The sequence below is a fragment of the Cyanobium usitatum str. Tous genome, assembly GCF_963920485.1.
Classification (GTDB): domain Bacteria; phylum Cyanobacteriota; class Cyanobacteriia; order PCC-6307; family Cyanobiaceae; genus Cyanobium_A; species Cyanobium_A usitatum_A.
In genome coordinates this window covers 2,080,794-2,095,183 of sequence record NZ_OY986431.1, presented here as the reverse complement: position 1 = coordinate 2,095,183, position 14,390 = coordinate 2,080,794, and the positions used below count along the sequence as shown (strand labels likewise).

The 14,390-nt window shown below is 64.1% G+C and carries 13 protein-coding genes and 1 tRNA gene; 8 read left to right on the top strand and 6 right to left on the bottom strand.

Annotation, left to right across the window (positions count from 1 at the left end; all coding sequences use genetic code 11):
* The first annotated feature begins 24 nt into the window (after positions 1-24).
* Positions 25-1,650 (top strand): murein biosynthesis integral membrane protein MurJ, encoded by a 1,626-nt coding sequence (murJ, locus tag U9970_RS11410; protein ID WP_322764291.1) that lies wholly within the window; start codon positions 25-27, stop codon positions 1,648-1,650.
* Here murJ and U9970_RS11405 read toward each other — a convergent pair.
* From U9970_RS11405 to U9970_RS11395, 3 genes are read right to left on the bottom strand one after another with little or no spacing between them, the layout of a single operon-like run.
* Positions 1,647-1,907, bottom strand: a complete 261-nt coding sequence (locus tag U9970_RS11405) for a cytochrome-c oxidase (RefSeq protein WP_254935140.1) — start codon at positions 1,905-1,907, stop codon at positions 1,647-1,649. The two genes, murJ and U9970_RS11405, sit on opposite strands and share 4 nt — an antisense overlap.
* Positions 1,908-1,931: 24 nt before the next feature.
* Entirely contained in the window at positions 1,932-2,222 is a 291-nt protein-coding gene (locus U9970_RS11400; protein ID WP_322764290.1) for a DUF3181 family protein, read from the bottom strand.
* Entirely contained in the window at positions 2,219-2,458 is a 240-nt protein-coding gene (locus U9970_RS11395; RefSeq protein ID WP_322764289.1) for a hypothetical protein, read from the bottom strand. Before U9970_RS11395 ends, U9970_RS11400 begins: the two co-directional genes overlap by 4 nt.
* A gap of 64 nt (positions 2,459-2,522) precedes the next feature.
* On the opposite strand from U9970_RS11395, the gene U9970_RS11390 reads away from it, so the two are divergent.
* The 6 genes from U9970_RS11390 (at position 2,523) to U9970_RS11365 (ending at position 8,511) form a co-directional block, all read left to right on the top strand.
* Positions 2,523-2,596, top strand: a tRNA-Arg gene (locus tag U9970_RS11390).
* A 111-nt stretch (positions 2,597-2,707) separates the two neighbouring features.
* On the top strand, positions 2,708-3,997 hold the full coding sequence (gene glyA, locus U9970_RS11385; RefSeq protein WP_322764288.1) for a serine hydroxymethyltransferase: 1,290 nt from the start codon (positions 2,708-2,710) through the stop codon (positions 3,995-3,997).
* A 64-nt stretch (positions 3,998-4,061) separates the two neighbouring features.
* Positions 4,062-5,159 carry a glycosyltransferase family 4 protein gene (locus U9970_RS11380; protein ID WP_322764287.1) on the top strand — a complete coding sequence of 366 codons (1,098 nt, stop codon included), beginning with the start codon at positions 4,062-4,064 and terminating at the stop codon, positions 5,157-5,159.
* Positions 5,160-5,163: 4 nt separating this feature from the next.
* Positions 5,164-6,444 carry a competence/damage-inducible protein A gene (locus U9970_RS11375; RefSeq protein WP_322764286.1) on the top strand — a complete coding sequence of 427 codons (1,281 nt, stop codon included), beginning with the start codon at positions 5,164-5,166 and terminating at the stop codon, positions 6,442-6,444.
* Positions 6,445-6,472: 28 nt separating this feature from the next.
* Positions 6,473-7,888: a 3-isopropylmalate dehydratase large subunit gene (gene leuC, locus U9970_RS11370; protein ID WP_322764285.1), complete on the top strand. Its 1,416-nt coding sequence runs from the start codon at positions 6,473-6,475 to the stop codon at positions 7,886-7,888.
* A gap of 8 nt (positions 7,889-7,896) precedes the next feature.
* The gene (locus tag U9970_RS11365; RefSeq protein WP_322764284.1) at positions 7,897-8,511 is read left to right on the top strand and encodes a 3-isopropylmalate dehydratase small subunit; all 615 of its coding nucleotides are present in this window, start codon (positions 7,897-7,899) and stop codon (positions 8,509-8,511) included.
* Here the strand turns inward: U9970_RS11365 and U9970_RS11360 are convergent.
* Complete coding sequence (locus U9970_RS11360) at positions 8,498-10,900, bottom strand: DUF3769 domain-containing protein (RefSeq protein WP_322764283.1); 2,403 nt, start codon at positions 10,898-10,900, stop codon at positions 8,498-8,500. The genes U9970_RS11365 and U9970_RS11360 overlap by 14 nt on opposite strands.
* Before the next feature lie 145 nt (positions 10,901-11,045).
* On the bottom strand, positions 11,046-11,165 hold the full coding sequence (locus tag U9970_RS11355) for a photosystem II reaction center protein I (protein ID WP_006172424.1): 120 nt from the start codon (positions 11,163-11,165) through the stop codon (positions 11,046-11,048).
* Between the two features lie 114 nt (positions 11,166-11,279).
* Between U9970_RS11355 and U9970_RS11350 the strand changes: the two genes are divergently transcribed.
* Complete coding sequence (locus U9970_RS11350) at positions 11,280-14,198, top strand: alpha-mannosidase (RefSeq protein WP_322764282.1); 2,919 nt, start codon at positions 11,280-11,282, stop codon at positions 14,196-14,198.
* Here U9970_RS11350 and psbN read toward each other — a convergent pair.
* Positions 14,195-14,347 (bottom strand): photosystem II reaction center protein PsbN, encoded by a 153-nt coding sequence (gene psbN / locus U9970_RS11345; protein WP_106632281.1) that lies wholly within the window; start codon positions 14,345-14,347, stop codon positions 14,195-14,197. The genes U9970_RS11350 and psbN overlap by 4 nt on opposite strands.
* Between the last annotated feature and the right edge of the window lie 43 nt (positions 14,348-14,390).

The following is a 14,390-nucleotide window of genomic DNA, read 5'->3' as shown; positions in this document are numbered from 1 at the left end:
CTCCCGGGCCTTGGGTCCCATTGGATGGCAAAGTCCCTCAGGCGCATTGCCCTGGTTGTGGCAGTGGCCACTGCCCTCAGCAAGTTGGCCGGCCTGGTGCGGCAGCAGGCCATTGCAGCGGCCTTCGGCGTTGGCGCTGCTTACGACGCCTACAACTACGCCTACGTGCTGCCCGGCTTTCTGCTGATCCTGCTGGGCGGCATCAACGGACCTTTCCACAGCGCCATGGTGAGCGTGCTGGCCCGCCGGCCCCGCCAGGAGGGCGCCTACGTGCTGGCCGCAATCAACACCCTGGTGGGGGCGGGGTTGCTCGGGGTGACGGTGTTGCTGTTGGTGTTCGCTGGCCCCCTGATCACCCTGGTGGGCCCGGGCCTGGATGCCACCCGCCACGACATCGCCGTGCTGCAGCTGCGTTGGATGGCGCCGATGGCCCTATTTGCCGGGCTGATCGGCCTGGGCTTTGGAGCCCTTAATGCTGCTGATGAGTTTTGGTTGCCCTCGGTGAGCCCCTTGCTCTCGAGCGTGGCCGTGATCGCTGGTATCGCCGTGCTGTGGTGGCAGCTCGGTGCAGCGATCACCCTGCCCACCACGGCCGTGCTCGGCGGCGTGGTGCTGGCCGGCTCGACCACTTTGGGGGCGGTGCTGCAGTGGCTGATTCAGCTGCCAGCCCTGGCCCGGCAAGGGCTGCAACGCTTTCAGCTGGTGTGGGACTGGCGGGACCCCGGTGTGCGCGAGGTGCTGCAGGTGATGGGGCCCGCCACCCTCTCCTCGGGGATGCTGCAGATCAATGTGTTTGTGTCCTTGTTTTTCGCTTCGGGCATCCCGGCGGCGGCGGCGGGTCTGGGCTACGCCAACCTGCTGGTGCAAACGCCCCTCGGGCTGCTCTCCAATGCCCTGCTGGTGCCGCTATTGCCGGTTTATGCCCGGCTGACGGCACCGGACGATCGACCTGAGCTGGTTGGTCGTATCCGCCAGGGGCTGATGCTCTCCAACGCCAGCATGCTGCCCTTGGGGGCCTTGATGGTGGCGCTGGCTTTGCCCATCGTGGCGCTGATCTATGAGCGGGGGGCTTTCAATGCCGGTGCTGCGGAGTTGGTGGGCAACCTGCTGATGGCCTACGGCATCGGCATGCCCGCCTATCTGGCCCGCGATGTGCTGGTGCGGGTGTTCTACGCCCTCGGCGATGGGGTTACCCCGTTCCGCTGGTCGCTGGCGGGGATCGGGCTGAATGCAATCTTCTGTTGGGCTTTCGTGGGCGGACCAGTGCCCGGCCAGGGCCAGCTGCTGCCTGGGCTCTATTGCGGCGCCGCCGGCCTGGTGCTGGCCACCGTGGCGGTGAATCTGATCACCTGTGTTGGTTTGCTGCTGGCGCTGCAGACAAAGCTCGGCGGGCTGCCACTGCGGCTGTGGCTGCGCGACACGATGCAGCTGTTCGGTGCTGCCGTACTGGCCGGACTGGCGGCCTGGGGCGTGTCGGTAACTGTGGCCTGGCCCATTGGTCTTTGGGGCCGGCTGCTGGAGTGCAGCTTTGCCGGCGGAGTGGGCGTGTTGATCTATGGCGTGGTGGCCAGCCTTGCCCAGGTGCCAGAGGTCAAGGATCTGACCGACCAGTTGCGCGATCGCTTGCCTCGCATTGGCGCGAGGCGCTAAGGGTCGAGGCGAACGTCCCGTTCAGCTCGCACCTGTACTGGAATCTCTAGGTGGGAGCGACCCAGCATGCGGGGGCCGTCCACCGAAAAGATGCGTGCCTCAATGCCGAATTCCTTGAAGGCCGTCTCTAGCTCCTGAATCAGGGCTTTTTCAACCTGGGCCTCGGCGTCCACCACCTTGCCAATTAGGCGTCCGCCCAAGCGACCTAGGCGTTGTCGCACCACATCGCGGGCGTTGGTGACCTCAATGACCAGCACAGCCCGTCGCCAGTTGGGGCAACCTTATCGGCAAAACTGCTCCAGCACCTCTTCGAGGTCCCGCAGCTGGCCGGCGGGCACCAGCCGAGCCAGGGGCAGCCGGGTGGAACCGGCCCCGATCGGCACCTGCACCGCCTCAAGGGCCTGGCGCGCGCACACCTCCGCCCCCTGGTCCAGCCGGGCGGAACATTCGATCGCCAGGACCTGGGCCAGGCCGGCGTCGCCGAGGTAGAGATGCCAACTGGCTACTTGCATATAAAGGCGATCTGCCAGGGCCAGTTCCAGTTCTTTTAGGTCTGTGGCGGAGAGGGTCATGGCCGGGGGGTTGGACGCAGAGCCACTACAGCGCCAGCGTGCACCAGCAACACCAGCAACCAACCCAGGCTGAGCCAGTTGAGGTGGGCCCAGGGGTGACGCATTTCCTGTACCAACCAGAGGCCGCTATTCAGGGCGGCGAATAGGGCGGCGTGGAGTGTCAGGTTCACGATCCGTTCGAAGTGCCTGTAAGTGGGGTCTTCGGGGTTGGCGGGGCCGTACCAGCGGATGGGCATTGATGGGGAGGCGAGGACGGGGTGTTTGACGGATGGGCCCTCCGTGCGGTGAGAATGGGCCTATGCGCTTGTAGCTCAGCGGATTAGAGCATCTGACTACGGATCAGAGGGTCGGGAGTTCGAATCTCTCCAGGCGCGCTTCTTTCAAAACCGCTCTTTGGGCGGTTTTTTTGTGGCTTGGCTTCGACATGGAGGTATCCCTTGCCGGGCGCCGGTCTTTACGATCATCGGACGAATTAACCCTTAACCATGGCCAACCCCGGCGGTGCTGCCCTCAACCAGTCCCTAGCTGCCGGAGATCCCGCCATCGCCGGGCTGATTGAAAAGGAGCTGCAGCGCCAGGAAACCCACCTGGAGCTGATCGCCTCTGAGAACTTTGCCTCCCGGGCCGTAATGGAGGCGCAGGGCTCGGTGCTCACAAATAAATATGCCGAAGGCCTGCCATCCAAGCGCTACTACGGCGGCTGTGAGCATGTCGATGCGATCGAGGAGCTGGCGATCGAGCGGGCCAAGGAGCTGTTTGGTGCCGCCTGGGCCAATGTGCAGCCCCACAGCGGCGCCCAGGCCAACTTCGCCGTCTTCCTGGCGCTGCTGCAGCCCGGCGACACGATCCTGGGCATGGATCTCAGCCACGGCGGCCACCTCACCCACGGCTCGCCGGTGAATGTGAGCGGCAAGTGGTTCAAGGCCGTGCACTACGGCGTCGACCCCGACAGCCAGCAGCTCAACTTCGACACCATCCGCCAGCTGGCCCTGGAGCACAAGCCCAAGCTGATCGTCTGCGGCTATTCCGCCTATCCCCGCAGCATTGATTTTGCGGTCTTCCGCGCCATCGCCGATGAGGTGGGCGCCTACCTGCTGGCCGATATGGCCCACATCGCCGGCCTGGTGGCGGCGGGCGTGCACCCCAATCCGGTGCCCCATTGCGACGTGGTGACCACCACCACCCATAAGACCCTGCGGGGGCCCCGCGGCGGCCTGATCCTCTGCCGCGATGCCGAGTTCGGCAAGCAGTTCGATAAGGCCGTGTTCCCCGGTAGCCAGGGCGGCCCGCTCGAGCACGTGATCGCCGCCAAGGCGGTGGCCTTTGGTGAGGCCCTACAGCCCAGCTTCCGCGTCTACAGCCAGCAGGTGGTGGCCAACGCCCAGGCCCTCGCCGAGCGCATCCAGGAGCGCGGCATCGCCGTGGTGAGCGGTGGCACCGACAACCACATCGTGTTGCTGGATCTGCGCGGCATCGGCATGACTGGCAAGGTGGCCGACCTGCTGGTGAGTGATGTCCACATCACAGCCAACAAGAACACCGTGCCCTTCGATCCCCAGTCGCCCTTCGTGACCAGCGGCCTGCGCCTGGGCACCGCTGCCTGCACCACCCGCGGTTTTGACGAGGCCGCCTTCCGCGAGGTGGCCGATGTGATCGCCGATCGCTTGCTCAATCCCGAAGACAGCGCCATTGAGCAGCGCTGCCGCGATCGGGTTGCGGCTCTCTGTGAGCGCTTCCCCCTTTACGCAGCAGCGCGTGAGCTTCAGCACGCTTGATCCAGTTCAACGCCCGTAAGGTGGGTGCTGAAGGCCATTTTTCGGCTTGCTTCGGTCTGGTTCAGTGACCCTCGCCTACAGCCCCAACGCGGCCGCCTTGCTCACTTTTGCCGTTGCTGCTCTGTGCACGGCTCTAGTGGTGCCAGTGGTACGCGGGCTCGGACTGCGCTGGGGATTGGTGGATGCTCCCGATGCGCGCAAGCAGCACACCTCACCGATGGTGCGCCTTGGCGGGGTCGGCATTGTTATCGCCTTCAGTGCAGCCCTGGGCCTTATCTGGGCCTTGGGTGGGTTCGCCAACCTGCCCGCTGAGAAGGACCAGCTGATCTGGACCACCCTGGCCGGCGCCCTTTGCTTTTTCTTGATCGGGCTGGCAGATGATCTCTATGCCCTGCCGCCCCTGCCCCGCTTGGCCGGCCAGTTGGCCATTTCGATGGTTGCCTGGAACGAGGGCGTGCGCATCGGCAATATCGAGATCCCCATGGGCTGGTGGGGAGGCTCTGATCTGCTGCTGCCATTGCCAGAGTGGCTAAGCCTGCTGGCAACGGTGATCTGGTTGGTGGGTATCACCAACGCCATCAACTGGCTCGATGGTCTTGATGGTCTGGCAGCGGGCGTGAGCGGTATCGCTGCAGTGGGTTTGTTGTCGGTGAGCTTCAGCCTGCATCAGCCTGCTGCTGGCCTGCTGGCCGCGGCGCTGGCCGGCAGCTGCCTCGGTTTCCTGCGCCACAACTTCAACCCTGCCCGCATCTTTATGGGCGACGGCGGCTCCTATTTCTTGGGCTTTGCTCTGGCGGCGATCAGCATCGTCGGCCCGGCCAAGGGGCTCACCAGCGTCAGCCTGCTGCTACCTCTGTTGATCCTGTCGCTGCCCTTGGCCGACATGTCGGCTGTGATCATGGGTCGCCTCAGCGAAGGCCACTCTCCCTTCTATCCCGATCGGCGCCACCTGCACCACCGGCTGCTGAGGACGGGACTGAGTCATCGCCGCACCGTGTTGCTGATTTATGCCTTCACCCAGTGGTTGGGCTCCCTGGCCCTGGTGCTGGTGAATGCGGAATTGCGCTTTCTCTGGCTGGCCCTGGCTACTGCGGTGTTGATCTGGGTGCTGGTTAGTACTCGCCGGGCCTTGCAGCAGCCTGCGGCCAACCGGGAGCTGTGAGGCTGTGACAGCCGAGATCCTCTGCATCGGCACCGAGCTGCTGCTCGGCAACATCACTAATGGCAATGCCCGCTGGCTGGCCGAGCAGCTGGCAGCCCTGGGCATCGCCCACCAGCGCCAGAGCGTGGTTGGCGACAACCGCCCGCGCCTGATGGCAGCGGTGCGGGAAGCGGCAGGGCGCTGCCGGGTGTTGATCACTACCGGCGGCCTTGGCCCGACCCCAGACGACCTAACCACCGAAGCTATCGCTGCTGCTTTTGACACGCCCCTGGTGGAGCACCCAGAGATCTGGAGCGCCATCCAGGCCCGCATCGGCGCCCGCGGCCGTTTCTGTTCCCCCAGCAACCGCAAGCAGGCATTTCTGCCAGAAGGGGCGGCGGTGTTGCCAAATCCCACCGGCACCGCCCCCGGCATGATCTGGACCCCGCCGGCGGCCCCGGGCATCCAGCCCGGATTCACCGTGCTCACTTTCCCTGGCGTGCCAAGCGAAATGGAGGCGATGTGGTTTGGCACCGCAGAGCCATGGCTGCGCTCAGCTGGTTTGGCTGAGGGGGTGTTCGCCAGTCGCATGTTGCGCTTTTGGGGCGTCTCCGAGTCGGCTCTGGCTGAGCAGATGGCCGATCTGCTGGCGCTCGAAAACCCAACTGTGGCGCCCTACGCCGGCGCCGGTGAGGTGAAGCTGCGCCTCACGGCCAGGGCAGCCAGCGTTGCTGAAGCCCAGATTCTGCTGGCTCCGCTTGAGGCCCAGATCCGGGCCCGCTCCGGTAGGGCCTGCTTCGGCGCCGATGGCGACAGCCTGGCCAGCGTGGTGCTCGAGCAGCTGCGCCGCCGCGGTGAGACGCTGGCGGTAGCTGAGAGCTGCACTGGCGGTGGGCTGGGGGCGGCCCTGGCGGCGGTGCCCGGAGCCTCTGATGGCTTTGTTGGTGGCGTGATTGCCTACGCCAACTCGATTAAGCAGGCGTTGCTTGGGGTGCCGCAGGCCCTGCTTGAGAGCCACGGCGCCGTGAGCGATCCGGTGGCCCTCGCCATGGCTGAGGGCGCCCGCCGTGCGACTGGTGCCACCTGGGCCATTGCTGTGACCGGCATCGCCGGCCCCGGGGGTGGCAGCACTGAGAAGCCGGTGGGACTTGTGCATATCGCCATTGCCGGCCCGGATGGTGGCAGCAGCGAGGCAGTGCGCTTTGGCGCCACGCGGGGCCGGGCCTGGATTCAGCGCTTGACTACCGGTGAGGCGCTCCATCGCTTGCGCCTGCGGCTGGCCGACTGCCCCGGGGCGCAGCTTTAGGCTGAAGCTTCAGTCGAACGGACCTTGCGTGAGTGCCGGCACCCTCTACGACAAGGTCTGGGATCTGCATCGGGTGGCCCAGTTGCCTGGCGGCTCCACCCAATTGTTTATCGGTTTGCACCTGATTCATGAGGTGACCAGCCCCCAGGCCTTTGCAGCCTTGAAAGATCTGGGCCTGCCGGTGCGACTCCCGGAGCGCACCGTGGCCACGGTTGATCACATCGTGCCCACCACCTCCCAGGCGCGCCCCTTCGCTGATCCCCTGGCGGAGGAGATGCTCGCCACCCTCGAGCGCAACTGCAGTGACTACGCCATCCCTTTGCATGGCCTCGGCAGCGGCCGCCAGGGAATCGTGCATGTGATTGCCCCCGAATTGGGTCTAACCCAGCCGGGTATGACCGTCGCCTGCGGCGACTCCCACACCTCCACCCACGGGGCTTTTGGAGCGATTGCCTTTGGCATTGGCACCAGCCAGGTGCGCGATGTGCTGGCCAGCCAGAGCCTGTCGATGGGCAAGCTCAAGGTGCGGCGGATTTGGGTAGAAGGGCAGCTGCAGCCTGGCGTCTATGCCAAAGACTTGGTGCTGCACATCATCCGGGTGTTGGGTGTCAAAGGTGGTGTGGGCTACGCCTACGAATTCGCCGGCCCCGCCATCGATGCTTTGGCGATGGAGGAGCGCATGACCCTCTGCAACATGGCGATCGAGGGCGGTGCCCGCTGCGGCTACGTCAACCCCGACGCCGTCACCTTTGCCTACCTGCAAGGCCGGCCCTATGCCCCTAAGGCTGAAGCCTGGGAGCGGGCCGTGGCCTGGTGGCGTGGCCTGGCCAGTGGCGCAGACGCAGCTTTTGATGATGAGGTGCGCTTCGATGCTGCGGCCATTGCGCCGACGGTCACCTGGGGGATCACCCCCGGCCAGGGAATCGGTGTTGATGAAACGGTGCCAACCTTGGAGCAGACAGAGCCAGATGAACGGCCCCTGGCCCAGGAGGCCTACCGCTATATGGATCTGCAGCCCGGCACTGCGATTGCCGGCACAGCGGTGGATGTTTGCTTCATTGGCAGCTGCACCAATGGGCGCCTGTCCGATTTGCAGGCGGCTGCGGCGGTGGCCAAGGGGCGCCATGTGGCTCCGGGCATCAAGGCGTTTGTGGTGCCTGGTTCTGAACAGGTGGCGGCGGCTGCGGTAGCGGAGGGACTTGATCAGGTGTTTAGGGAGGCAGGCTTTGAGTGGCGTGAGCCCGGCTGTTCGATGTGCCTGGCCATGAATCCAGACCGGCTTGAGGGCCGTCAGATCAGTGCTAGTTCAAGTAATCGCAACTTCAAGGGTCGCCAGGGCTCGGCTAGCGGACGCACCCTGCTGATGAGTCCGGCGATGGTGGCTGCGGCCGCAATTGCCGGCAAAGTGTGTGATGTGCGCCAGATGATTAACACCACGCCATGACCGCGGCCATGACCACCTCCAGCTTCCCCTTTGGTCCTATCGCGGCTGTGCGCGGGCGCGCCGTTGTCATCGCTGGCGATGACATTGACACCGACCGAATCATTCCAGCCCGCTTTCTTAAATGTGTCACCTTTGACGGGCTTGGTGAGCAGGTGTTTGCCGATGATCGGGCCGAGCTCTCTGGGGAGCATCCCTTCGATCGAGCAGAGCTGCAGGGAGCCTCTGTGCTGGTTGTGAACCGCAACTTTGGTTGTGGCTCAAGTCGTGAGCATGCTCCCCAGGCGCTGATGCGCTGGGGTATCCGGGCGGTGGTGGGGGAAAGCTTTGCTGAGATCTTCTATGGCAACTGTCTGGCCTTGGGAATTCCCTGTTTCACCGCATCCCACGCCAGCGTGCTGAGCCTGCAAGAGCAGCTGATCGCCGATCCTGCCCAAGAGCTGAACTTGTCGCTGGCTACGGCCTCCCTGGAGGACTCCCAGGGCCAGCTTTGGCAGCTAGAACTCCAGGCCGGTCCCCAGCAGATGCTGGCTTCTGGGCAATGGGATGCCACCTCCCAGTTGCTGGCCCACGCCGGCGAGCTAACTCGCACAGCTGCATCATTGCCCTATATCAACGGCTTCTAGGCCTGGACACGAAGGGTGTGCCACTGCCAGTGAAGTTGAAGTCGTTGAGTTTGACGCGGATGCCGCCGATGCCGTCATAGGGGCTGTAGTAGACCCCGAGCTCGTAGGAGCGGCGTTGCAGTTTTAATTCCACATAGGAATAGGAAACGTCGCCATAGAATTCGGAGCCATTGTCAATGTTGAAGGTGGCACCAGCTTCCAGCACAATTGGGCCGTAGATCTGTTGGGCTGCTTGAAAACTAAGGGTGCGCAGATCTACCGTGCGATCAAAGCCAAAGGGGCTGGCTCCATTTAAAAAGGTGCCGGCGATTGAGGCAGAAAAGCGGGTGTAATCGAATACGGGCCGATCAAACTGCCCCAGCGTGAACGAAGGCCCGCCCCACAGGGTGAGGGTGTTCTGGTTTGCTCCATCGCTATAGGTGGCCACGTAGCCACTGGCTCCGAAGTTGATTCCGAAGCTGGGTGCGACCGGTATGGGGGAATAACGAAAGCCTCGCTTGGGATCTTCGCTGGCGTCAAGGGCAGAGCCCTGCCAGAGCTGCAAAGTTGTGCTTGCTGCCAGGTTGGCATAGCTGCGCCATATCGTATCTAGGGTATCTGTCTCAAAAAGCTCGGCTTGATAGGAGCCTGACTGGACTGCCCAGTTGAGATTGACGGGAGCAAAGAAGGGGGCTTTGCGAGAGTTTTCTGGATTTTTGTACTGGTTTAATATCGCGTTCCCTGCTAGATTGGCACCGTAGGAGTAAACTACTGTTTGCAGCCCAAGGCTGCCGTTGTAAATCCGCTCTCTGTACGAGCCAAATGCGCTGGCATTGGCACTTGTATGGCCGGGCAGGCTCAAGGGAGCTGTCAAGCTCGTAGTGCTACGGGTTCCGGCTCGGAAATTATTGGGATTAAAGGTAGATAGACTCGCCTCGGCATTCAGAGTGAGCCAGCCCACGGGCAGATTGAGTGCCGCCAGCAGGCCAAACATGTCGCCAATCTTGGCTGTCTGTTCGCTGCCCGGACTGGCCAGGTTTTGTCCGGGAAGCGCGTAACTGCTGGTGCGCCCTTCTAGAGCCCGCTGCACATTCAGCTGGGGCTGGAGCTGCAAGCTTCCCCATTGCCCCAGCTTGATTGGCTCCAGGTTGTAGCCGAGAAAAAAACCATCGCGGTCTTGTTTGTCGGTGTCGAATGCAAGCCGACCTTCCTCAGCGCCGATTGTTGTGTTGGTAATCGCCGGCAGGGAGATCTTGCCGTCCAGCAAAATCTGAGTGCTGCGGCTGTTGATGCGTGTCTTTCCTTTCCCATCCATTACGGCCACCACTTTGCGGGCCAGAACCCATGAAGCTGCTGGTGTGAAAGGGTCATTGGTGAAGGCGATCTGCTCGGCAGTCCAGCGGTTGCCTCGGATTTTGATTTGGGCTCCTTGAAAGCGGATTCGGCTGATCGTGCCTTTTTTGTCTTTGGGTGGGCGGTAGCCCTGTCCCTTGCTGTTGAGCGAGTCGGTGGTGTCGATTACGGCAGCCAGATCAAGCTTGAAGCGGATGCTCCAGCTCTGCTGGAAAACAACATCTCTGACCTTTGAATCCACGTCTGGCAGTTGTTCAATTTCGGGTGCTTTGCTAGTTGAGCTGTTGGGGTTTCGACTGGATTGCCCCTGCTGCGGGCCGCCCGCCTGGGGTGGGCCAAAAGCAACTGACTCCAGTGCCCTATTTAGAGATAGAGCGGGAGTGGAGAGCTCACTGCCAGGGCAGCCGGCTGGTGCTGGCATGGTGGGCAGGCTGCTGCGACCCGGTGGCAGCAGCCGCACCAGGGTTCTATTGCCAGGATCTGAGCTGAGTGGCGGACAGGCAAACGCTGGTTGGCTGACTTCAGATGGCTGAATGTTCGTTTTGGCCTTGAGTTCTTGAGATATGACTTCTTGAGAGTTCTCCTCTTGAGAATTGATGTCCCGGGCAAGGGTGTCTTGGTCGATGACGCCATAGACGTCGTCAAGTTCGCCGCTGCCTTCTAGGTCGCTGTAGCGCAGACGGCTTGCCTGCAGGTATTGATCTCCTTTGATCAGGCGAATTTGCCCGCTGGCGTAGACACTGCGGCTGGGTTCTGCCAGTTCGACTCGATCTGCCAGCAGGCGCCAGCCGTTGAAGCGGGCTTCCACGTTGCCGGTGGCAACAAAGCGGCCCAGTTGCTGGTCGTAGCCCTGCTGATCCGCCTTGATTACAGCAAAGTTGGGAGCAGGGTTAACTGAACTAGCTGCTTTAACTACCCCTGGCTGGCTGGGGGGGGTATCACTTGCCAGAGCCTCTGGAGCAAATAGGGCGGATAGGCAAGCAGCTGTTAATAGTTGGCGAGCGAGCCTCCTTAAAGGCCGTTTCCCCAGAGGCACTAGGTGGGAATTGCCAGCCAAATCCATCAGCCCTTTAGACCTTCTTGAGCCCGAAGTGCTGAAGGAAGCGTGTCTGAAATCGGCACGATTAAATCAGTCGCAGCAGGTCATTTTGGGGATCATCCCACAAACAGAATCAGGACCTTGCTTGCCTAGTGCCAGCTGATCAATCTTCCAGGTCTTTACGGCTCGGCGTGCGGCTCGGGTCGCTGGCCAAAAAGCCGAACACAAAGATCCCGATAAAGAAGAAGACGACCGAATAAACCGAGATCTTGAGGGCGAGCATGGTTCGGCCTTGGGGAACGGCGAGCGGGTGACAGGGAGTGACAGGCGCGTTTAAGGGCCTCGTCGACCCCGCAGCTGCGGGATCATCCTATGGGACTCGGCTTTCCATCCAACGATGCCTGAGGCCTCAGGACTAGGGCAGCCCCCACGGATTGAAACGATTCAGTCACGTTTGCGGCCAACCCATTCGCGCTGGGATCTCCAACCCCTTTGGCGCTGCGTGCAGGCGGGTGGGCGTTTTGGCCCAGCCCTTGACGATCCTTGGGGCCAGCAAGGTCGCCCGGATTGGGCAGCGCGGGGGCTGGTGATTTGGCCGCGGGGTGGCCAGTGGCGGGAGCTGCGGCTGCGGCTGGTTTGCCCGGCGACCTGGCTGCAGCTCCAGCAGCCGGAGCCCGTGGCTCAGGCCCGGCTGGTGCTGCGCTGGTGGGCCGATCAGGTGGAGCTGCGGGTGGATGGTGCGCCGGTGCATGGCGGCGACCTGTTTGACACCGCCTGCCGCTGGTTGCTGCCCGAGCGCTGGTGGCAGGGGGAGGCCCTGGAGCTGGAGTTACGCCTGCGCAGCCCCGTGCACGACGACGGTGCCCTGATCGAGAGCCGTCTTGAGCTCGAGCCCCTGGATCCAGCCGACCCGGCGGGTTTGTTGGCTGAAACCAAGGCTGAGCTTGCCCAGCTGCGCAGCGGCGAGCCGCCGACAGGCCGCTTTCATGTGTTGGGCCATGCCCACCTTGATCTGGCCTGGCTCTGGCCGGTGGCCGACACCTGGCAAGCGGCCGAGCGCACCTTCACCTCTGCCCTTGATCTGATCGAGCGCTTCGAGGAGTTGCATTTCGGCCACTCCACACCGGCCCTTTACGCCTGGCTGCAGCAACACCGGCCGGCCCTGTTCGCCCGCCTGCAGCGCGCGGTGGCCGCCGGTCGCTTTGAACCGATCAACGGCCCCTGGGTGGAGAGCGACTGCGTGCTGATCAGCAGCTCCTCACTGCTGCGCCAGTTTCAGCTGGGCCAGCAATTCAGCGCCGCCAGCTTTCCTGAGCTGGAGCACTATTTGGCCTGGTTGCCCGACAGCTTTGGTTTTGCCAGCGGCCTGCCGGCCGTGGCTCGCAGCACCGGCGTACGTTGGTTTTGCACCCACAAAATGGCCTGGAACGCCACCAATCCCTTCCCCCACCGGCTGTTTCGCTGGCGCAGCCGCTGCGGTTCCGAGCTGCTGGCCCTGATCAACGCCCCGATCGGCACCGATGGCGATCCCGTGGCGATGGAGAGCTATCGCTTGGCTTGGCAAGGCGCGACCGGGGTTGATTCGGCCCTGTGGCTGCCCGGGGTGGGCGACCACGGTGGTGGCCCCAGCGCCGAAATGCTGGAGCAACTGCGGCTCTGGCAGCAGCAAGCTGAGGCTGCGCCCCAGCACCACGGCAGCTTGCGGGATTATTTGGCTGCCCTCGAGCCGCTGGCGCCCCGGCTGCCGGTGTGGCGCGACGAGCTTTACCTGGAGCTGCACCGCGGCTGCGCCACCTCGCGCCCCGATCAGAAGCGCCACAACCGCACGCTCGAGCGGCTGCTGCGGGAGGCGGAGCTGGCCCAGGCCCTAGCCGGCGAGCCTGAAACGGTCGATTGGCGAACGCTGCTTTTTCAGCAGTTTCACGACATTTTGCCCGGCACCTCGATTCCGGAGGTGTTCGAGCAGGCCGAGCCCCAGTGGCGGGCAGCGCGCCGCAGCGCCTGCCTGCAACGGGATTGGGCTCTGCAGGCCTGGCTAGGAGCTGGTGACGGTTCCGGGCAAAGTTGGTGGGTCGCCCAGCTTCAGCCCCTGCCGCCACGGGCCCGCAGTCTGCGGGTGCCGTTGGGCAGCTGGAGTTGGGGCGGCGTGAAGCTGCCGGCCCAGCCGGCCCGGGCTGGCGGCCAGTGGCTGCAGCTGCCCCCCTTGGCGGGCGTGGCGGCCCTGCCCCTGGAGCGATCGGCCGTAGCGGCGGCCTCTCAGGCAGCTCAGGTTGAGGCGCCGGTGTGGCGAGAGGGCTGGCGCTGCGGCAACGGTTTGGTGAGTTTTGAGCTGGGGCCGGGGGGCCTCGAGCAGCTGTGGGATAGCCAGGATCAGCCCCAGTTGGCAGGCCCGCTGGCCTGGCGGCGTTTTGCCGATCGCGGTGAGTTTTGGGATGCCTGGGACATCGCCACGGGCTACCGGGACCATCCGCTGGCCTGGCAGTGGCAGGGCGAGCCGAGCTGGCTGGAGCAGGGCGAGCTGTGCACCAGTTTTGTGTGGCGGGGCCAGTGCGGGGCCAGTGCGGTGCGGCTGGAGGGGCGCTTACTAGCCAATACCCCCTGGCTCGAGCTTGTGCTCAGCGTTGACTGGCGCCAGCGCCATGAGCTGCTGCGCCTGGAGATCCCCCTGGCCCAGCCGGCCCAGCGCTGGGCGGCGGATACCTCCGGTGGCGTGCTGGAACGGCCAGCTCAGCCGGTCACTGCCCGCGAGCAGGCCCGCTGGGAGCTGCCAGCGATCAGCTGGATCGCTTCTGTGGCTAATAGCGGCGGCTTGGCGGTGCTGCTCGATGGCCCCCAGGGGGTGTCTGCTAGTGCGGAGCAGTTGGGTGTGTCGCTGCTGCGGGCGCCTACCTGGCCCGATCCTGGCGCCGATAACGGCCTGCAGCGCTTGCGGCTGGCCCTGGCGCCCTGCCCAGCAGGCTGGTGCCGGGCCCAGGTGCCCAAGCAGGCGGTGGCCTTCAGGGAACCGCTATGGCTGCGGCCGGCGGCGGCCCAGGGCCGGCTTAAACGACATCAGGCCCTGCCTCCCCTGGGCGAGGGGCTGTTGCTGCTGGGCTGCCGGCCACTAGGGGACTCGGGGGACGTGGTGCTCACCGTGCAGAACTGTTCCCCTTGCCGCCGCTACCTGGAGCTGGGAGAGAGCTGGCAGCTGCTGGAGCGACTCGATGGCCTTGATCAGCCCTTGGTTGCCAAAGGCAAGCTCACCGGAGATCCCTGGCTGCTGGCGCCGTGGAGCCTGGGATTCTGGCGAGTGCGCCCCCATTGGCCTAGCGCTTAGTCGTCGTGGTCGTCAAAGGGGTCGGTGAGGCCCTTGGAGGGCGGCCCGAAGGCTTGATACACCCCAAAACCGGTGAGCGAAAGCAGCACCGCCAGCACGGCGAGGGCCACGGAAAGGGCCGGGGAGCTGGTGGTGGCGGTGGGGTCCATGGAGGCGGAAGGGGGATGCAGGTGACGGGTTGCGTCACAACTC